Here is a 17,640-nt window from a genome sequence, read left to right on the forward strand (position 1 = left end):
GAGAACACAAGCGCTCGAACGGAGGGCCTACTGCTTCTTCTTGCTCTTGCTGGTCGCCTTGGCCGACGTCGACTTGGCCGAGCTCGACTTTACCGACTTCGATGCCGAGGCCTTGCCGGACTTCGACGCCGTGCTCTTGCCCTTGGCCCCCTTGCGGCTCTTGCTGGCCGACGTGCGCGTGGCGGTGGGCACCGCCGGCGCGGCCGCGGGTTCGCTGATGGTGGCGCCGCTGCTGTCGAGCAGCTCGTACGCCAGCATCATGCCGTCGTCATAGCCGCAGCGCACCTTCACCGGCTGCCAGTCGTCGCTGCCCGTGCGCTTGTGCGCGGTGGCGGCGAAGGTGACCACCGAGCTGACCGGCACCGCCTGCTTGCCCGGCGAGAAGCGCCCGCTCCAGGGTTCGGTGGTGGCCTGCCCCGCTGCGAGCGCGCCGGTGGGGATCTTCAGCGCATCGTAGGTGGCCGAGCGCGGCACCACCCAGCTGGCGTGCGCGGCGCAGTCGGCCACGTCGCTGCTGGCGTTCTCGGTCTTCATCAGCTGCTCGCGCATGCGCGCGCGGTACTCGGACAGGCTGACGCGGCCGCGGTCGGGCAGGTTGATGGTCTTGATGGGAGGCGAAGTGGAAGCGGCCGGGGCGGGGAGAGCTGCGGGGCGGGCGGGTACCGGGGCGGGTGCGGCGGTTGCAGGGGACGGCGCCGGGCTGGCAGCGGTGCCGGCGGCTTCGTCCGGCAGGTTGGCGCAGCCTGCCAGCGCGATCGCACCGGCTACGGCGGCGGCCACCATGCGCAGCCGGCTGCCGAGCATTGCGGAGATTCGTCGGATCACGGTGTTAGCGTTGTGAGCGTGTGTGCCTGGGATTGCCTGCCGGCGCCAGGGGCCGGCGGCCAGGATGGGTTCGCAAAGGATTGCCATGATAGAGGAAACCCATCTGCCAAAGTTCCTAAATCTTGTTACCCATTCTTCTAAAGCCTGGCCGACACGCTAACACCCGCGCCAAGTGACCCCGGCGCGGGCTCGCAGTTTCCGAAGCTGGCCCCGGCGGCGGGGCACAGGGTTTTTCAGGCCACGCGCGACGGCATCGCGCGCGTAAAGCGCAGCAGTTCGTCGAGCAGGCTGTTCAGGTCGTGCCGCAGCTTGGCAAAGCCGGCGGTATGCGTGAGGCCGGCCTCGTCCATGTAGAGCTTGCGGTTGACCTCCAGCTGCAGGCTGTGGCGGCCGGCCTGCGGCTGTCCGACCACACGCACGATCTCGACGCCCTTGTACGGGTGGTTGCGCCAGACCTCGTAACCCATCTCCTTGAGCAGCCCCTCGACCCGGTCGGTGAAGCGCTTGTCGCAGGTGGTGCCGTCGCGGTCGCCGACGACGAAATCCGGATGCTCCAGTCCGGGGAATTCAGTCGCGAACGGCGCGGCATGGCTGGGCATCGAATGGCAGTTGATATGCCAGGCGCTGCCATGGCTGGCGACGGCGCGCTCGGCCAGCTTCTGCAGCTGCGCGTAGTAGGGCAGGTAGCAGCGTTCGATGCGCGCCTGCACCTCGGCCACGCTCAGCTTGCGGTCGTAGATGGCTTCGCCGGTGTCCAGCACGCGCCAGACCAGGCCCTTGCCCAGACGGGTCTTGGCGGTCTCCTGCTTCGCGCCGGGCCAGGGCGCGTCGAGCAAAGCTTCGTCGATTTCCTCGAGCGCGCGGTTGGCGTCGAGGTAGCTGCGCGGAAAACCCGCGCACAGCAGCGGGATGCCGCGCGCCGGGGCACCGGCGTAGAGCTCGTCGACAAAGGTGTCCTCGGCCTGGCGCAGCAGCGGCAGCGGCAGCGCGGGATCGGGGCGGAAGTCCGTCGGGTAGGTGGTCGCGCTGTGCGGCGAGTCCAGGAACAGCGCCGCGGGCTCGCCCTCGGGCTGGTACAGGCAGAACGGACTGTCCGCGATGGTTCGGTCGGTGTCGGTCATGGTGTGCGTTGCGTTCAGTCGAGCGAGATCTTGGCGGCGGCGGCGACGCGCTTGTTCTTGGCCACTTCGGTCTTGATCTGCGCGGCAAAGTGCGCCGGGGTGTCGCCTACCGGGGTGGCGCCGAGCTTCTCCAGCTTGGCCTTGACTTCCGGCAGTGCCAGCACCTTGACCGCGGCGGCATGCAGCTTGGTCTGCAGGTCGGCCGGCAGGTTGGCCGGCGCGATCAGGCCGAACCAGGCGGCGTCGTTGACTTCGCCCAGGCCGAGTTCGGCGAAGGTCGGCACATTGGGCAGCGCGGCCACGCGCTTGGGTGCCGCCACCGCGAGCGCGCGCAGCTTGCCGCCTTCGATAAACGGCAGCGACGACGGCAGATTGTCGAACAGCACCTGCACCTGGCCGGCCAGCGCGTCGTTCAGCGCCGGGCCCACGCCCTTGTACGGCACGTGCAGCAGTTCGGTCTTGCTGCTCAGCTTGAACAGTTCTCCCATCATGTGCGAGACGCTGCCGTTGCCGGCCGAGCCATAGGCCAGCTTGCCGGGCTGCGCCTGCGCTAGCGCGATGAACGACTTCATGTCGGTGGCCTTGACCGACGGATGGATGCTCATCACGTTCGGCACCGAGGCCAGGTTGGTGATGGGGGTGAAGTCCTTGGTGGCATCGTAGGACAGTCGCGGGTAGACCGCCGGATTGATGCCGTGGGTCGAGGCCGTGGCGATGCCCAGCGTATAGCCGTCCGGCGCGGCCTTGGACAGGAAGGTGGTGCCGATGCTGCCGCCGGCACCGCCGCGGTTGTCGACCACCACGGCCTGGCCCAGCTGCTGGCCGAGCTTGTCGGCGACGATGCGCGCGACGATGTCGGTGGTGCCGCCTGCGGGGAACGGCACCACCAGCGTGATCGGCTTGGTGGGGTAGCCGGACTGGGCGGCGGCGCTGAACGACAGGCCGGTGGCGAGGGCGGCCGAGGTGGCGGCCAGGACGCGGAGCAGGTGGCGACGTTGCATGATCTTTGTGGCGAAAGGTATCAAGGAAGAGACAAAGGCGTCTTCACGATTCTGCTCGTGCAAGCAGAACCCTCGCAAACGAAATAAAATCCCTAGCTCATTCCATTTGGTCGTGAAGTAGAGGTGATTTATGCGACGCCTATGTCCGTCGCTGACCGAGTTGCACGCCTTCGAGGCGGCAGCGCGCCATAACAGCTTTACCGTAGCCGCCCGCGAACTGCATGTCACGCAAGGCGCGGTCAGCAAGCAGGTGCGCAGCCTCGAGGCCTACCTCGGCGTCGAGCTGTTCGAGCGGGTGCGCCAGCGGCTGGTGCTAACCCCCGCGGGCGAGCGCTACCTCGAGCGCATCGCGCCCAGCCTGAACGAGCTGGAAGCCGCCACGGTGGAATTGATGGCGGGGCAGGGGCGGGGCGGCGTGCTGCATATCGCCAGCATGCCGACGCTGGGCGCCAAGTGGCTGATCCCGCGCCTGCCGCAGTTTTTCGCGCGGCATCCGGAGGTGACGCTGGAGTTCGTGCCGCATGCGCAGGGCTACGATTTTTCCGAACCGGACCTCGACGCCGCGATCCGCTTCGGCGATGGCGTCTGGCCCGGCAGCCTGGCCGACTACATGACCGGCCGCGAGGTCTTGCCGGTATGCCGGCCGGGCCTGCTGGCGTCCGAGCCCGATGGCGTCGCGCCGACGCCGGCGGCCTTGCTGCGCTATCCGCTGCTGCACCACACCACCGTGCCCGAGGCCTGGCCCGACTGGTTCGCCACGCTGGGCCTGCCCACGCGCGACGCCTGGAGCGGAGCGCGCTTCGACCAGTTTTCGCTGCTGACGCAGGCGGCGCTGTCGGGACTGGGCATCGCGCTGATCCCGCGCTGCCTGATCGAGGCAGAGCTGGCCAGCGGCGCGCTGGTGGTGGCGCACCCCGCGCAGGTGCTGGCCAAGAAGGGCTATTACCTGTGCTATCCGGAGCAGAAGCAGCACCTGCCGGCGCTGCGCACGTTCAGGGCGTGGGTGATGGAGGGGGCGGACCTGGCGCGGCCCGGGTGAGGCGCGACAGAAACCAGTGAATGGTCCCAGTTGTGGGCGGGAGAGGGAGCAAACCGCAGTTCTTATTTCGACAGCACCTTCATCGCCTGCTCCAGCCCCGCCAGCGTCACCGGATACATCCGTCCCTTCATCAGCTGGTTGATCACCGTGATCGACTGCCGGTACTGCCACAGCCCTTCGGGTTCGGGGTTGAGCCAGACAAAGTGCGGGAACTGCTCGGTCATGCGGTTCAGCCACACCGCGCCGGCCTCGGCATTGTTGTACTCGACCGAGCCGCCCGGCTGCAGGATCTCATACGGGCTCATGGTGGCGTCGCCGACGAAGATGATCTTGTAGTCGGGCGTGTACTTGTGCAGCAGGTCCCACGTCGCCAGCTTCTCGGCGTGGCGGCGGCGGTTGTTCTTCCACACGTAGTCGTACAGGCAGTTGTGGAAGTAGTAGTACTCGAGGTGCTTGAACTCGGTCTTGGTGGCCGAGAACAACTCCTCGACGCGCTTGATGTGGTCGTCCATCGAGCCGCCCACGTCCATCAGCATCAGCACCTTGACCTTGTTGTGCCGCTCGGGCCGCAGCTTGATGTCGAGCAGCCCGGCGTTGGCCGCGGTGGAGTGGATGGTGTCGTCGAGGTCCAGCTCGGTGTCGGCGCCTTCGCGGGCGAAGCGGCGCAGCCGGCGCAGCGCGACCTTGATGTTGCGCGTGCCCAGCTCGACCTGGTCGTCATAGTCCTTGTAGCTGCGCGCCTCCCACACCTTGATCGCGGTGCGGTTGCCCTTGGACGGGCCGCCGATGCGGATGCCCTCGGGGTTGTAGCCGCCATGGCCGAACGGCGAGGTGCCGCCGGTGCCGATCCACTTGTTGCCGCCTTCGTGCTTTTCCTTCTGCTCCTCGAGCAGCTGCTTGAGGCGCTCCATCAGCTTTTCGAGGCCGCCCATGGCCTCGATCTTGGCCTTTTCCTCGGGCGACAGCTCGCGCTCCAGCGTCTTCTGCAGCCAGTCGAGCGGGATGTCGGACTTCCAGTCGACCAGGCTGTCCACGCCCTTGAAGTAGGCGGCGAAGGCCTGGTCGAACTTGTCGAAGTGCTTCTCGTCCTTCACCAGCGTCATCCGCGACAGGTAGTAGAACTCGTCGATGGAGGGCGTGATGACCTGCGCCTTGAGCGCTTCCAGCATGGTCAGGTATTCCTTGACCGAAACCGGCAGCTTGGCGTGGCGCAGCGAGAAGAAGAAATCGATCAGCATGGTGCCTCGCTTTCAGTCGGCGCGGCGCGTCAGCGCGGGCGCTCGAGCTGGAATTGCAGGTGTTGCCGCACCGCCGGCCATTCGCTGGCGATGATCGAGAACACCACGGTGTCGCGCAGCGTGCCGTCCGGCATGCGCATGTGGTTGCGCAGCACGCCGTCCTGCCTGGCGCCCAGGCGGGCAATCGCGGCGCGGCTTTGCTGGTTCATCCAGTGCGTGCGGAATTCCACCGCGATGCAGTCGAGATGGTCGAAGGCATGGCCCAGCAGCATCAACTTGCACTCGGTGTTCAGCGGCGTGCGCTGGACCCGGCGCGCATACCAGGTCGAGCCGATCTCCACGCGCCGGTTAGCCGCGTCGATATTCATGTAGGTGGTCATGCCGGCCAGCGCGCCGGCCGCGTCGCGCACCGCGAACGGCAGCATGGTGCCGCGCTGCTGCAGCTCCAGGCGCCGCGCGATCTCGGCCTCCATGCGCTCGGGCGCCGGCACGCTGGTGTACCAGAGCTTCCACAGCTCGCCGTCGGCGCAGGCGGCGCGCAGGCCGTCGGCGTGCTCGGGCCGCAGCGGTTCCAGCGTGGCATGCCGGCCCGCCAGGACCACGGGTTTGGCAAAAACGGTCGTGTCGTTCATCGGGCTTGGCCGCGCGCTCAGCGGTTGGCGCGGTTCATGAATACCAGGCGCTCGAACAGGTGCACGTCCTGCTCGTTCTTCAGCAGCGCGCCGTGCAGCGGCGGGATCGCGGCCTTCTTGTCGGGGCTCTTCAGTGCCTCGGGCGGGATGTCCTCGGCCATCAGCAGCTTGAGCCAGTCGATCAGCTCGGACGTCGACGGCTTCTTCTTCAGGCCCGGCAGGTTGCGCATCTCGTAGAACGATTCCAGCGCCGCGGCGACCAGCTCGCGCTTGATGCCGGGGTAGTGCACGTCGACGATCTGCTGCATCGTCTCGGCATCGGGGAACTTGATGTAGTGGAAGAAGCAGCGGCGCAGGAAGGCGTCGGGCAGCTCCTTCTCGTTGTTCGAGGTGATGATCACCAGCGGGCGGTGCTTCGCCTTGACCAGCTCGCGCGTCTCGTAGACATAGAACTCCATGCGGTCGAGTTCGCGCAGCAGGTCGTTGGGGAATTCGATGTCGGCCTTGTCGATCTCGTCGATCAGCAGCACCACCTGCTGGTCGGCCTCGAAGGCCTGCCACAGCACGCCCTTGACGATGTAGTTGCGGATGTCGTGGACGCGGTCGTCGCCCAGCTGCGAGTCGCGCAGGCGCGACACGGCGTCGTACTCGTACAGGCCCTGCTGCGCCTTGGTGGTCGACTTGATATGCCATTGCAGCAGCGGCATGCCCAGCGCGGCGGCCACTTCCTCGGCCAGCATGGTCTTGCCGGTGCCGGGCTCGCCCTTGATCAGCAGCGGGCGCTGCAGCGTGCGCGCGGCATTGACGGCCAGCTTGAGGTCGTCGGTGGCAACGTACTGGTCGCTGCCTTCGAAGCGGACCGGCTGGGAGGAGGCTTGGGCGGAAGCGTTGGCGGTGTTTGACATGAGGCAACCTGAGGTGGCGGCCGCTCGCGGGCGAGGGCCGGGTTGGCGTGCTGGGCGCGGTCTCTTCGCGCTGTGATGCGCGCTTTCGTTATGGAAACAACAGGGTCCGTGGCGGGCGCCCGCGTGCCGTTGGCGGAGCGTGGGCGAACGGTCGTGCGGATTCCCGGGATGGGCCAGTATAAAAGACCTTTGCGGTTCGTGTTGGCGCGCGCCGACAGGGTTCCGCCGATGCCGGCCGCTGGCTGGACTGGCAGGTGCCGGCTGCGGTACAATGCGGCGGTTTGACGCGCCCCCACGTCCAGTTCTCCAGTATCCGGCAGTCCGCGTTCAGAAGTCCCTGCGGCCCTTCCGGGTCGCGGCGATTGCGCGAGGTGGTTCCAGAATGGTGTTCCACACCCCGGCAAACCGACCGGATGCGACATCTCTGGCGGGTTGCACCCCGGCCAACCGACTGGCTGCCCTGGTTGCTCCGCAGAAGCATTCTGAAACCGTCTCCGCCCGGCAGGGCAGGTCACACGGTTTAACTTCCAATCCGCAAAGACAATGAAAAAGCTCCTCACGATGGTGGTGCTGGGCGCGGCTGCAACGGCCGTGCAGGCACAGGAAGTCAAGGGCAATGGAGACGCTGCCAAGGACAAGGTTGCAATGTGCATCGGGTGCCACGGCATTCCGGGCTACCGCGCGTCCTTCCCCGAGATCTATGAAGTGCCGCTGCTGGGCGGCCAGAGCGCCAAGTACATCGAGAACGCGCTGAAGGCCTACCAGAAGGGCGAGCGCAAGCACCCCACCATGCGCAGCATCGCCGCGACGCTGACCGAGCAGGACATCGCCAATGTGGCGGCCTACTACTCGCAGCAGAAGGCCGATACGCAGAACAATTCCCTCAGGTAAGAGACCCCACATGAAGACGCTCAAGACGCTTTCGTTCGCGCTCGGCGCACTCGTGCTGGGTGCTGCCGCCATGCCGGCCTCGGCCGCAGACCTTGCCAACGGCAAGACCCTGGTCGAAAAAGGCAACTGCGTGGCCTGCCATGGCGCCGGCATGAACAAGCCGATTTCGCCCGACTACCCCAAGCTGGCCGGCCAGCATGCCGACTACCTGTATCACGCGCTGATGTCCTACCAGGTGTCGGGCAATGCGCTGGTGGGCCGTTCCAACGCGATCATGGCCGGCCAGGTCAATGCCAACCCGGCGGTCACCGGCAAGGACGGCAAGCCGCGCCCGTTCACGCGCAAGGAACTGAAGGACATGGCCGCCTACATCGAGTCGCTGCCGGGCGACCTGGTGCTGAAGAAGTAACGGCCGGCGGCGCTGGCCGCAGGCAAGCAAGCCGCTTCGCTGGAAGCGGCTTTTTTTTCGTCCGCGGCAAGGGGTTCAGGCCAGCCGCAACCTTTGCGCCATGCCGGCGGACATCCATCGGCCGCCGTCGCCCACGATCAGCCCGTCGACGGCGGCGTTGTCGCCAGTAAGACGTGCCCAGGCCGCCCGGCCGGCCACCATCAGCGCGGCGCCGAGCCCGTTGACCGCCGCCACGGTCGGCGCCACCAGCGTCACCCCGTGCGGCCCGGCCGACGGCAGGCCGGTGGCGGGATCGAGTACATGGTGATAGCGCCGGCCGCCGGCGACAAAGCAGCGCTCGTAGTCGCCCGACGACGCCACCACGGCGTCGCTCACCTGCAGTACGCCCATCAGCCGTGCCGGCGCGAGCGGGTCGCGCAGGCCGATGCGCCAGTCCCGCCCCTGCAACTGGCCCATGGCCAGCACATCGCCGCCGCCGTTGATCATCGCATTGGCCAGTCCGTGGCGCCGCAGCACCTGCATGCCCGCATCGAGTATCGGCAGCTTGGCGATGCCGCCCAGGTCCAGGCGCATGCCGGGGCGGGCCAGCATGGCCTTGCCGCGGCGGGCGTCGAGCCGCACTTGCCGGTAGTCCACCAGCGGGCGCTCGCGCGCCAGTTCGGCGGCATCGGGCAAGCGGTTGCCATCCGCGCCGAAGCGCCAGCCGGCGAACGCTCCGACGGTGATATCGAAGGCACCACGCGATCGTGCCGAAACGGCCGCGGCGGCCTGCAGCACCGTCATCAATTCCGGCGAGACGTGCACTGAGTGGCGCCCGGCCGCGCGCTGCAGTGCGTTGACCTGGCTGTCAGGGCGATAGCGGCTCATCAACTGCTCCAGCCGCGCCATCTCGCCAAAGGCCGCGGCGAGGGCGGCCTGCGCCGCGCCGTGGCAGTTGTCCTGCACCACGATGTCGACGCGCGTGCCCAGCAAGCGGCGTGATGCACGCGTGACCGAGGGATCGGCCAGCGCCGGCCGCACGAACATCGCGGTGGCGAGCAGCGGCACGCTCGCGGCGCCGCGGACGAGGGCGCGGCGCCGGCGGTCGATGTGGTCGGCGTGGTCAAAGTGAGGGAGGGAAGGCTGTGCTGGCAGTAGGGTCTTGAAGCGCATGACGAGGTGGTATCGATCGCGAAAGCGGCGGCGAGCCTTGCCGTGCCGCCATTCTGTCCGCGCTGCCGGAGAAAAACATGCATCGATAATGAATATTCAAGAGAACCATGACGATCATCAAGCTCGATCGCGCCAACTGCTTCGACCATCTGTAGCCGGCAGCAGCAAGCCACCACAAGACAACACAAGCAGCAAGCCGGCGGAGCGGACTCCGCCTTTGCCATGACGGTTCGAGGAACGAAGATGACCAGGCATACGCAGCATCCCCTGCCGACCCACGATGCACCGGCTGCGCCCGGACGGCGGCGCTTCATCAATACCGCGGCGCTCGCCGGCCTTGCCGGCGTGGCCGCGTGCACCGACAACGGCGGTGCGCCGGTCTCGACCACGCCCGCGAGCGGCGCCGGTGCCCATGCCGGCCATGCCGGCAACACCGCTACCGCGGTGCACCTGAAGCCCGGCGAGCTGGACACCTATTACGGGCTGTGGAGCGGCGGCCATGCCGGCGACATGCGCGTGCTGGGCCTGCCCTCCGGGCGCGAGCTGCACCGGATTCCGTGCTTCGTGCCGGACGCGCTGACGGGGTGGGGCATCACCAACGAGTCGAAGCACGTGATGGGCACGCGCGCCGACGGCAGCCTGCAGTACACCGTCGGCGATACCCATCACGTGCATGCCTCGTACAAGGATGGCAACTACGACGGCCGCTATGCCTGGATCAACGACAAGATCAATGCCCGGCTGGCGCGTATCCGGCTCGACTACTTCATCTGCGACAAGATCACCGAGCTGCCCAATGTGCAGGGCTTCCACGGCATCTTCCCGGACAAGCGCGATCCCGTCGACGCCAGCATCAACTACACCACGCGCGTGTTCTGCGGCGCCGAGTTCGGCGTGCCGCTGCCCAATGCGCCGACCGAGGACGGCAGCAAGTACCGCTCGCTGTTTACCTGCGTCGATGCCGAGTCGATGGCGGTGCGCTGGCAGGTGCTGATCGACGGCAACTGCGACCTGGTGGCGACCTCGTACGACGGCAAGCTGGCCGCGACCAACCAGTACAACGTGGAGATGGGCGTGCGCTTCGAGGACATGATGTCGGCCGAGCGCGATGCCTGCCTGTTCTTCAACATTGCCCGCATCGAAGCAGCGGTGAAGGCTGGCAAGTTCAGGACCATCGGCGATTCCAGGGTGCCGGTGGTCGACGGCACGCATGCCGCCAACCAGGACCCGGCCACGGCGCTGACCGCCTATGTGTCGGTGCCCAAGAACCCGCACGGTGTCAACGCCAGCCCCGACCAGAAGTACTTCGTCTGCGCCGGCAAGCTGTCGCCGACCGGCACGGTGATCGAACTGGCCCGGGTGCTGGATTGGTTCGACGGCAAGCTGGCCAAGCTGGACGACGCCATCGTTGCTGAAGTCGAGCTGGGGCTGGGGCCGCTGCATACCGCCTTCGACGGCCGTGGCAACGCCTACACCACGCTGTTTCTGGACAGCCAGGTGGTCAAGTGGAACCTCGACGCGGCGATCCGCTTCCACCGGGGCGACAAGAGCGCCAAATACGTGGTCGACCGGCTGGATGTGCAATACCAGCCCGGCCACCTCAATGCCTCGCAATCCGAGACCGTCGCCGCCGACGGCAGATTGCTGGCGGTAGGTTGCAAGTTTTCCAAGGACCGCTTCCTGCCGGTGGGTCCGCTGCACGCCGAGAACGAGCAGCTGATCGACATCTCCGGCGACAAGATGGTGCTGCTGGCGGACCACCCCGTGCACAGCGAGCCGCACGATTTCATCATCTTCCGGCGCGAGCTGCTGCGGCCGAAGCAGGTCTACGCGCTCGACGATTTCCCGCTGGCGATCAAGGATGCGCAGCAGTCCGGCGTGTTCCGCAACGGCCGCAAGGTCACGGTGAAGCTCACCTCGCAGGCGCCGGTGTTCAGCCTGCGCGAGATCAGGCTGAAGCGGGGCGACGAGGTCACGCTGATCCTGACCAACCTCGACAAGATCGAGGACCTGACGCACGGCTTCGCCATCCCGAAGTACAACATCAACTTCATCGTCAATCCGCAGGAGACGGCGTCGGTGACCTTCGTCGCCGACAAGCCCGGTGTGTTCTGGTGCTATTGCACCCACTTCTGCCACGCGCTGCATCTGGAGATGCGCAGCCGCATGATCGTCGAGGCCTGAGCCGGCTGGCGTAGCGCCCCTTTTCCATGATGCACGCAATCTTCAAAGGACTGGTCGCGGCCCTGGTCGCGTGGCTGCTCTCGCTTGGCCTGCTCTCGCCGGCGCATGCGGGCGCCTACGAGGCCGAGCTGCCGCCGCAGCTGGCCACGGCTGCCGACCTGTGCGCACTGGTGCCGTGCGCGCAGGTGCTGCCCGGCGCCACCGAGTTCTCGCAGCGCATGGGCCAGCCGCCCTATGTCGAAGGCTATCGCACCGGCCCCGGCGGCACGCGCGAGCGGCTCGGCTACGTCATGCTGTCCACCGACATCACCGATACCCCGGCGTACTCGGGCAAGCCGGTGGTGACGCTGATCGGCATGGACACGCAGGGCCGCTATGCCGGCGTCAAGGTGCTGAAGCATTCGGAGCCGATCCTGCTGCTAGGCATCCCGGAATCGGCGCTGCTGGATTTCAACCGGCAGTACGTCGGCAAGTCGGTCGCCGACAAGATCGAAGTGGGGCAGTCGCGTCCCGACGAAGGCGTGGTCGGCGTCGATGCGATTTCGGGCGCCACGGTGACGGTGATCGCGCAGAACCAGGTGCTGACCACGGCGGGCGCGGCGGTGGCGCGGCAGGTCGGCATCCTGTCGCCGACACAACGCGTCCCGGCGCGCTTCGTTGAAAGCGGCACGCACTACAGCTGGCCGCAGCTGGTGGCGATGGGGGCGGTGCAGCGCCTGCTGGTGCAGCCCGCGCAGGTCGGCCTGCCGGGCGGCGAGGGGCCATTTATCGAGCTGTGGTTTGGCGACCTCAACCATCCCGATATCGCGCGCAGCGTGCTGGGTGATGCCGGCTGGCAGGGGCTGCGCGCGCAGCTGCGGCCGGGCGAACACGCCATCTTCGTGATCCGCACCGCGGGCACCGAGTCGTTCAAGGGTTCCGGCTTCGTGCGTGGCGGCATCTATGACCGGGTGCAGGTGCGCCAGGACGCCGACGCCTTCACCTTCCGCGACCTCGACTACCTGAACCTCTATGGCGTGGCCGCGCCGGGGGCGCCGGCGCCGACCGAGTCGGCGATCTTCGTGATCCGTTCGCCGGCGTTCTCGGCGGCGTATCCCTGGAAGCTGTCGTTCCTCGGCAACCGGGTCGATCGCGCCACCGGCACGCGCAGCTTTGCCAGCTTCGACGCGCCGTACTGGTTGCCAGCGGCGCTGCTGCAGGGCGGGCGCCCTCGCATCGACGTGCCGCAGGCGCCGTGGCGCAAGGTCTGGGGGCGGCAAGCCGGCGCCATCGCGCTGTTCGTGGCGCTGCTGGGCGCGGTCACGCTGGTCTACGCACTGCGCGACCGCCTGACGCGGCGCGCCACCCACAAGCACAAGTGGCCGGTGAATGCGTTCAAGTACACGGCGTGGGCCATCAGCATCGTCTTCGTGGGGTTTGGCGCGATGGCGCAGCCTTCGGTGACGCAGGTGCTGACTTGGTTCCATGCGCTGCTGCTGCGCTGGGACTGGGCCTTGTTCCTGAGCGATCCCTTTATCTTCTGCTTCTGGATCTTCATCATCGTCACGGTGCTGCTGTTCGGGCGCGGGCTGTTCTGCGGCTGGCTGTGCCCGTTCGGCTCGCTGTCCGAGGCGCTCTACAAGCTCGGCCGTTTGCTCGGGCTGAAGCGCTGGCAGCGGCAGCTGCCACGGCGCTGGCACGACCGGCTCAAGTGGGTCAAGTACGGCGTGTTCTTCGCGCTGCTGGCGGTGTCGGTGTTCTCGATGGGACTGGCCGAGCGGCTGGCGGAGATCGAGCCGTTCAAGACCATCTTCCTGGTCGGCATCGCCAATCGCGCGTGGCCCTACGGGCTGTTCGCGTGCGCGCTGCTGGAGCTGTCGCTGTTGATCGAACGTCCCTACTGCAAGTACCTGTGCCCGCTCGGCGGGGCGCTGGCAATGCCGAGCACGTTCCGCTGGTTCGGCCTGCGGCGCAAGCCGGACTGCAACCATTGCAAGGCGTGTGCGGCGGGCTGCGGCGCACAGGCGATCGATGCCGATGGCCGCATCGACCAGCGCGAGTGCCTGCATTGCCTCGACTGCATGGTGCTCTATACCGATACGCATGGCTGCCCGCCGCTGGCGCGCGAGCGCAAGCGGCGCGAGCGCGACGGGCTGCCGCTGACGCCGGTGGGCCGCGACGGGTATTTCATTCCGCTGGTGCCGGTAACGGCCGCCGCGGCACAACCGTCGGACCCCGATCCGCGCATGCCGACCGAGCCCGTAGCGCCGCACTACGCCGCCACCAAGGGCGCCGCGCGCCTCTTCGCCGAGCTGTGGGACCACCTGTGGCCCTGGAGCGGGCAGGGCTGGCGCTCCGCCGCGGCGTTGCAGCTGGCGGGCGTGGCGGTCGCGCTGGCGGCAACCGTGGCGTGGGCGCTGGCGGCCAGCGGACAACTGCGCGCCGGCGCGGTGATCGGCTGGTGGCTGGGCTGGAGCCTCTACGAGGTGCTGATCCGCCTGTCGGCAAAGCGCTATGTCAAGGATGGCCGGTGGTGGCGCGGCCGCCATCGTCGCGCCACCGTGATGGACATGCTCAGCTATGTCGGCTTCAAGAACCTGCTCGTTGGTGCCGTGTTATTCCTGGCGCTGAAGGCGATGGGGATGCTGGCCGCATGAAGCTGCTGTCCGGTATCGCCTTCCTGTGGCTTGCGTGCGAGGCAGGCTGCGTGCAGTCAGCGACCTGGCGCGTGCAGCCCGGCCAGTCGCTGCAGGCGGCGATCGATGCCGCGGCTGCGGGCGACACCATCGAGATCGCGCGCGGCCACTACACCGGCAACTTCACCGTCGCCAGGCCGCTGGTGCTGCGCGGCATCGCGCGGCCGACGCTCAGCGGCGCGCTGCGCGGCGATACGCTGCGCATCGCCGCGCCCGACGTGACGGTCGAGGGGCTGATCGTGCGCGACTCCGGCGACAGCCTGAAGGACCAGAACGCCGGCATCTACATCCAGCCCGGCGCGCACCGCGCGGTAGTGCGGCACTGCGAGCTGACCTACAACCTGTTCGGCCTGTGGATCGAAAAGGCCGACGAGGTCCGCGTCGAAGCCAACACCATCACCGGCAAGCGCGACTACAACTCGGCGCAGCGCGGCAACGGCGTGCAGCTCTACAACACGCGCGGCGCGCGCATTCTCGACAACCACATCAGCTTCGTGCGCGACGCGCTCTACGTCGACGTCTCGCACCATGCCGTGTTTCGCGGCAACCGGCTGCACCATAGCCGCTACGGCACCCATTACATGAACTCGTACCACAACCTGTGGGAGAACAACGACAGCTACCGCAACCGCGGCGGACTGGCGCTGATGGAAGTACGCGACCAGGTGGTGCGCAACAACCGCACCTGGGCCAATGCCGACCACGGCATCATGCTGCGCACGCTGCAGGACTCGGTGATCGAAGGCAACGTGGTCGCGCACAACCAGCGCGGGTTCTTTATCTACGATGTCGAGTATGCGCAGCTGCGCGGCAACCTGGTGCTCGGCAACGCCATCGGCGTGCACCTGTCGGCGGGATCGACGCGCAACGTGGTGCAGGGCAACGACTTCATCGGCAACCGCGAGCCGGTGCGCTATGTCGGCGCGCGCGACGAGGCCTGGGGCGGACGCGACCGGTCCGAGCGCGCGCAAGGCAACTACTGGAGCAACTACCTGGGCTGGGACCGCGATGCCGATGGCGTGGGCGATATCCCGTACCGGGTCAATGACGTGGTCGACCGGCTCAGCTGGCGTTATCCGGGCGTGGCGCTGCTGTTGGGCAGTCCGGCGCTGCAGGCGCTGCGGCTGGCGGGGCGCCAGTTTCCGGTGATCCGGGCGCCGGGAGTGGTCGATCAATATCCGCGCATGCGTCCGGCCCGCGCCGACTGGAGGCAATGGCATGAGCCGGCCGACGCCCGCCGCTGAACCGGCCCTGGATGCCATCGTGTTGTCCAACGTCAGCAAGCACTTCGGCGCGCTGCGCGCCGTCGACGATGTCAGCCTGAGCGTGGGGCAGGGCGAGCTGCTCGGGCTGATCGGCCATAACGGCGCGGGCAAGAGCACGCTGTTCCGGATGATGCTGGGCTTGTTGCCGCCGACGCATGGCACCTTGCGCGTGGCCGGTGCCAACGTGGGCAGCCGCGCATTTCGTGCGGCACGCCGCGGCATCGGCTACCTGCCCGAACATCTGGTGCTCCATGACAACCTGAGCGGCCTTGAGACCCTGCGCTTCTTCGCGCGGCTGAAGGGCGTGAAGGCGGAAGCCTGCGCGCCGATGCTCGACCAGGTGGGCCTGTCCTCCGCGGCCGCGCGTCCGGTGCGCGAATACTCGAAGGGCATGCGCCAGCGCCTGGGCTTTGCGCAGGCGCTGCTGGGCGCGCCGCGCGTGCTGTTCCTGGACGAGCCGACCAACGGCCTGGACCCCGCCGCGATCCGCGACTGCTACGCCATGCTGAACGCGCTGCGCGGGCGCGGGGTGACCATCGTCATCACCTCGCACATCCTGGCCGAACTGCAGCAGCGCATCGACCGCTTCGCCATCCTGTCCGCGGGCCGGCTGCAGGCCGCGGGCAGCCTCGAGGCGCTGCGCGCCCGGGCCGGCCTGCCGCTGACGCTGGTGCTGCGGATAGAGGCGGGCGCGCGCGACGAGGCGCTGCGGCGGCTAAGCGCGCTGCCTGCGCTGGAGATCGACAGTGCGCTGCCCGACGCACTGACGGTGCGTTGTGCGCCCGCCGCCAAGATGACGGTGCTGGCGGCGCTGCAACCGCTCGCCGGCCGGCTGCTGGACCTGCAGATCCGCGAGCCGTCGCTCGAGGATCTTTTTCTCGGAATGAAGGGGCAAGCATGAGCGAGTGGTTCGACGCCCGGCAGGTGGCCACGCTGGCCGGCAGGGAATTCCGCGACCGCATGCGCAATCGCTGGGTGCTGGCGGTGGCGGCGGTGTTCACGGCGCTGTCGCTGGCGATCGGCTACTTCGGTGGCGCGGAGCAGGGGGTGCTGGGCCCGCGCTCGCTGGAGCTCGTCATCACCAGCCTGGCCAGCCTGGTGATCTACCTGGTGCCGATGATCGCGCTGCTGCTCGGCTTCGACGCCGTGGTGGGCGAGCGCGAGCGCGGCTCGCTGGACCTGCTGCTGTCGCTGCCGCTGACGCGCGGCGAGCTGCTGCTGGGCAAGTACCTCGGCCTGGCCGCCGCGCTGGTGCTGGCCACGGCCGGCGGCTTTGCGCTGATGGCGCTGCTGCTGGCGCGCCAGTTCGGCTGGGCGGGGCTGTATCACACCCTCGGCTTCGTCGCCAGTGCGGTGCTGTTGGGGCTGGCGTTCCTGAGCCTGGCGCTGTGGCTGTCGGTGCTGAGCCGCGACCGCGCGCAGGCGTCGGGGCTGGCGATCGGGCTGTGGTTCTTCTTCGTGCTGGTGTTCGACCTGCTGCTGCTCGGCATGCTGGTCGCCGGCAGCGGCGCGGACGCACAGCATGCCGCCACCGACTGGATCGCGTGGCTGCTGTTGCTCAACCCCGCCGACCTGTTTCGCATCGTCAATGCCTTTTCACTTGACCAGCTGCGCAGCGCCGGGGGCGTTGCCAGCATCGTGCCGCCCGCGCTGGCCAGCCCGTGGCCGACCGGCGCGGCGCTGCTGGCGTGGATCGCCGTGCCGCTGGCCCTTGCCGCCAGGAGTTTCCGCTGATGTGTACCCCGCTGTGTACCCCGTTCTCATGGCCTCGCCGCCACCTGTTGCTGACGCTTGCCGGCAGCGCCGTGCTGCTCGCCGGCTGCGGCCGCAAGCCGCAAGCCCCGGCTCGGCCGCAAGAGTTCGACGCCGCCACCGCCTGCGCGCTGGACGGCATGCTGCTGGCCGATTACGCCGGGCCCAAGGCGCAGGTGTTCTATGCGGGCGAGGCGCGCCCGCACTGGTTCTGCGATACGGTGGAGATGTTCCACGCGCTGCTGCGGCCGGAACAGGTGCGGCCGGTGCAGGCGGCCTTCGTGCAGGACATGGCCCGCGCCGACTGGGAGCGGCCGCGCGGCCACTGGTTCGATGCCACCACCGGCGTCTACGTGGCCGGCAGCCGGCGCCACGGATCGATGGGACCGACGCTGGCAAGCTTCAGCACGGAACGCGATGCGGCCGCCTTCGCTGCCCGTCATGGTGGGAAACTGCTGCGCTACGCCGAGGTGACGCCGGACCTGGCCGACCTCAGCGGCGGCGCCATGCACGACAGCCGGATGTAGCACGGCGGGCTGAGTGCCCGCCGT

At 68.0% G+C, this 17,640-nt stretch carries 16 protein-coding genes; 9 read left to right on the forward strand and 7 right to left on the reverse strand.

The window, feature by feature from the left end:
* Positions 1–27 precede the first annotated feature (27 nt).
* From CBM2588_RS06605 to CBM2588_RS06615, 3 genes are all read right to left on the reverse strand, one after another.
* Positions 28–825 carry a BspC domain-containing protein gene (locus tag CBM2588_RS06605; RefSeq protein ID WP_439897427.1) on the reverse strand — a complete coding sequence of 266 codons (798 nt, stop codon included), beginning with the start codon at positions 823–825 and terminating at the stop codon, positions 28–30.
* Positions 826–1,058: 233 nt separating this feature from the next.
* Positions 1,059–1,946 carry an N-formylglutamate amidohydrolase gene (locus tag CBM2588_RS06610; RefSeq protein WP_115679866.1) on the reverse strand — a complete coding sequence of 296 codons (888 nt, stop codon included), beginning with the start codon at positions 1,944–1,946 and terminating at the stop codon, positions 1,059–1,061.
* Positions 1,947–1,960: 14 nt separating this feature from the next.
* The gene (locus CBM2588_RS06615; protein ID WP_115679867.1) at positions 1,961–2,947 is read right to left on the reverse strand and encodes a tripartite tricarboxylate transporter substrate binding protein BugE; all 987 of its coding nucleotides are present in this window, start codon (positions 2,945–2,947) and stop codon (positions 1,961–1,963) included.
* A gap of 130 nt (positions 2,948–3,077) precedes the next feature.
* On the opposite strand from CBM2588_RS06615, the gene CBM2588_RS06620 reads away from it, so the two are divergent.
* On the forward strand, positions 3,078–3,986 hold the full coding sequence (locus CBM2588_RS06620; RefSeq protein WP_115679868.1) for a LysR substrate-binding domain-containing protein: 909 nt from the start codon (positions 3,078–3,080) through the stop codon (positions 3,984–3,986).
* 62 nt (positions 3,987–4,048) lie between these two features.
* Here CBM2588_RS06620 and CBM2588_RS06625 read toward each other — a convergent pair whose 3' ends face one another.
* The 3 genes from CBM2588_RS06625 to CBM2588_RS06635 are packed head-to-tail and all read right to left on the reverse strand — an operon-like array spanning position 4,049 to position 6,761.
* Positions 4,049–5,224 (reverse strand): vWA domain-containing protein, encoded by a 1,176-nt coding sequence (locus CBM2588_RS06625; protein WP_115679869.1) that lies wholly within the window; start codon positions 5,222–5,224, stop codon positions 4,049–4,051.
* Between the two features lie 29 nt (positions 5,225–5,253).
* Positions 5,254–5,856, reverse strand: a complete 603-nt coding sequence (locus tag CBM2588_RS06630; protein ID WP_115679870.1) for a GNAT family N-acetyltransferase — start codon at positions 5,854–5,856, stop codon at positions 5,254–5,256.
* Positions 5,857–5,873: 17 nt separating this feature from the next.
* The gene (locus tag CBM2588_RS06635; RefSeq protein WP_012352393.1) at positions 5,874–6,761 is read right to left on the reverse strand and encodes an AAA family ATPase; all 888 of its coding nucleotides are present in this window, start codon (positions 6,759–6,761) and stop codon (positions 5,874–5,876) included.
* Between the two features lie 543 nt (positions 6,762–7,304).
* Here CBM2588_RS06635 and CBM2588_RS06640 point away from each other — a divergent pair.
* Together CBM2588_RS06640 and CBM2588_RS06645 are read left to right on the forward strand one after the other, a co-directional pair.
* Entirely contained in the window at positions 7,305–7,652 is a 348-nt protein-coding gene (locus CBM2588_RS06640; protein WP_115679871.1) for a c-type cytochrome, read from the forward strand.
* 10 nt (positions 7,653–7,662) lie between these two features.
* The gene (locus tag CBM2588_RS06645; RefSeq protein WP_018005503.1) at positions 7,663–8,061 is read left to right on the forward strand and encodes a c-type cytochrome; all 399 of its coding nucleotides are present in this window, start codon (positions 7,663–7,665) and stop codon (positions 8,059–8,061) included.
* Between the two features lie 75 nt (positions 8,062–8,136).
* Here CBM2588_RS06645 and CBM2588_RS06650 read toward each other — a convergent pair whose 3' ends face one another.
* On the reverse strand, positions 8,137–9,087 hold the full coding sequence (locus tag CBM2588_RS06650; RefSeq protein ID WP_231942164.1) for an FAD:protein FMN transferase: 951 nt from the start codon (positions 9,085–9,087) through the stop codon (positions 8,137–8,139).
* A 369-nt stretch (positions 9,088–9,456) separates the two neighbouring features.
* Between CBM2588_RS06650 and nosZ the strand changes: the two genes are divergently transcribed.
* The 6 genes from nosZ to CBM2588_RS06680 are packed head-to-tail and all read left to right on the forward strand — an operon-like array spanning position 9,457 to position 17,616.
* Positions 9,457–11,397 carry a TAT-dependent nitrous-oxide reductase gene (gene nosZ / locus CBM2588_RS06655; protein WP_115679873.1) on the forward strand — a complete coding sequence of 647 codons (1,941 nt, stop codon included), beginning with the start codon at positions 9,457–9,459 and terminating at the stop codon, positions 11,395–11,397.
* Positions 11,398–11,426: 29 nt separating this feature from the next.
* Complete coding sequence (locus tag CBM2588_RS06660) at positions 11,427–14,033, forward strand: 4Fe-4S binding protein (protein ID WP_115681426.1); 2,607 nt, start codon at positions 11,427–11,429, stop codon at positions 14,031–14,033.
* On the forward strand, positions 14,030–15,316 hold the full coding sequence (locus tag CBM2588_RS06665; protein WP_115679874.1) for a nitrous oxide reductase family maturation protein NosD: 1,287 nt from the start codon (positions 14,030–14,032) through the stop codon (positions 15,314–15,316). The genes CBM2588_RS06660 and CBM2588_RS06665 overlap by 4 nt, the downstream gene beginning before the upstream one ends.
* Positions 15,291–16,238, forward strand: a complete 948-nt coding sequence (locus CBM2588_RS06670) for an ABC transporter ATP-binding protein (RefSeq protein WP_115679875.1) — start codon at positions 15,291–15,293, stop codon at positions 16,236–16,238. Before CBM2588_RS06665 ends, CBM2588_RS06670 begins: the two co-directional genes overlap by 26 nt.
* Positions 16,235–17,071 carry an ABC transporter permease gene (locus CBM2588_RS06675; RefSeq protein ID WP_115679876.1) on the forward strand — a complete coding sequence of 279 codons (837 nt, stop codon included), beginning with the start codon at positions 16,235–16,237 and terminating at the stop codon, positions 17,069–17,071. The genes CBM2588_RS06670 and CBM2588_RS06675 overlap by 4 nt, the downstream gene beginning before the upstream one ends.
* A complete protein-coding gene (locus tag CBM2588_RS06680) occupies positions 17,071–17,616 on the forward strand; it encodes a nitrous oxide reductase accessory protein NosL (RefSeq protein WP_115679877.1) in 546 nt (181 codons plus the stop codon). Before CBM2588_RS06675 ends, CBM2588_RS06680 begins: the two co-directional genes overlap by 1 nt.
* Positions 17,617–17,640: the final 24 nt, after the last annotated feature.

Source organism: Cupriavidus taiwanensis, assembly GCF_900250075.1.
GTDB lineage: Bacteria > Pseudomonadota > Gammaproteobacteria > Burkholderiales > Burkholderiaceae > Cupriavidus > Cupriavidus taiwanensis_C.

Bases quoted from the DNA above. Each gene is read 5' to 3' on its own strand.
- CBM2588_RS06660 (WP_115681426.1), top strand. From the start codon at position 11,427: ATGCACGCAATCTTCAAAGGACTGGTCGCGGCCCTGGTCGCGTGGCTG.
- CBM2588_RS06675 (WP_115679876.1), top strand. From the start codon at position 16,235: ATGAGCGAGTGGTTCGACGCCCGGCAGGTGGCCACGCTGGCCGGCAGG.
- CBM2588_RS06640 (WP_115679871.1), top strand. From the start codon at position 7,305: ATGAAAAAGCTCCTCACGATGGTGGTGCTGGGCGCGGCTGCAACGGCC.
- CBM2588_RS06645 (WP_018005503.1), top strand. From the start codon at position 7,663: ATGAAGACGCTCAAGACGCTTTCGTTCGCGCTCGGCGCACTCGTGCTG.
- CBM2588_RS06615 (WP_115679867.1), bottom strand. From the start codon at position 2,947: ATGCAACGTCGCCACCTGCTCCGCGTCCTGGCCGCCACCTCGGCCGCC.
- CBM2588_RS06665 (WP_115679874.1), top strand. From the start codon at position 14,030: ATGAAGCTGCTGTCCGGTATCGCCTTCCTGTGGCTTGCGTGCGAGGCA.
- CBM2588_RS06650 (WP_231942164.1), bottom strand. From the start codon at position 9,087: ATGTTCGTGCGGCCGGCGCTGGCCGATCCCTCGGTCACGCGTGCATCA.
- nosZ (WP_115679873.1), top strand. From the start codon at position 9,457: ATGACCAGGCATACGCAGCATCCCCTGCCGACCCACGATGCACCGGCT.
- CBM2588_RS06670 (WP_115679875.1), top strand. From the start codon at position 15,291: ATGAGCCGGCCGACGCCCGCCGCTGAACCGGCCCTGGATGCCATCGTG.
- CBM2588_RS06680 (WP_115679877.1), top strand. From the start codon at position 17,071: ATGTGTACCCCGCTGTGTACCCCGTTCTCATGGCCTCGCCGCCACCTG.
- CBM2588_RS06630 (WP_115679870.1), bottom strand. From the start codon at position 5,856: ATGAACGACACGACCGTTTTTGCCAAACCCGTGGTCCTGGCGGGCCGG.
- CBM2588_RS06625 (WP_115679869.1), bottom strand. From the start codon at position 5,224: ATGCTGATCGATTTCTTCTTCTCGCTGCGCCACGCCAAGCTGCCGGTT.
- CBM2588_RS06620 (WP_115679868.1), top strand. From the start codon at position 3,078: ATGCGACGCCTATGTCCGTCGCTGACCGAGTTGCACGCCTTCGAGGCG.
- CBM2588_RS06610 (WP_115679866.1), bottom strand. From the start codon at position 1,946: ATGACCGACACCGACCGAACCATCGCGGACAGTCCGTTCTGCCTGTAC.
- CBM2588_RS06635 (WP_012352393.1), bottom strand. From the start codon at position 6,761: ATGTCAAACACCGCCAACGCTTCCGCCCAAGCCTCCTCCCAGCCGGTC.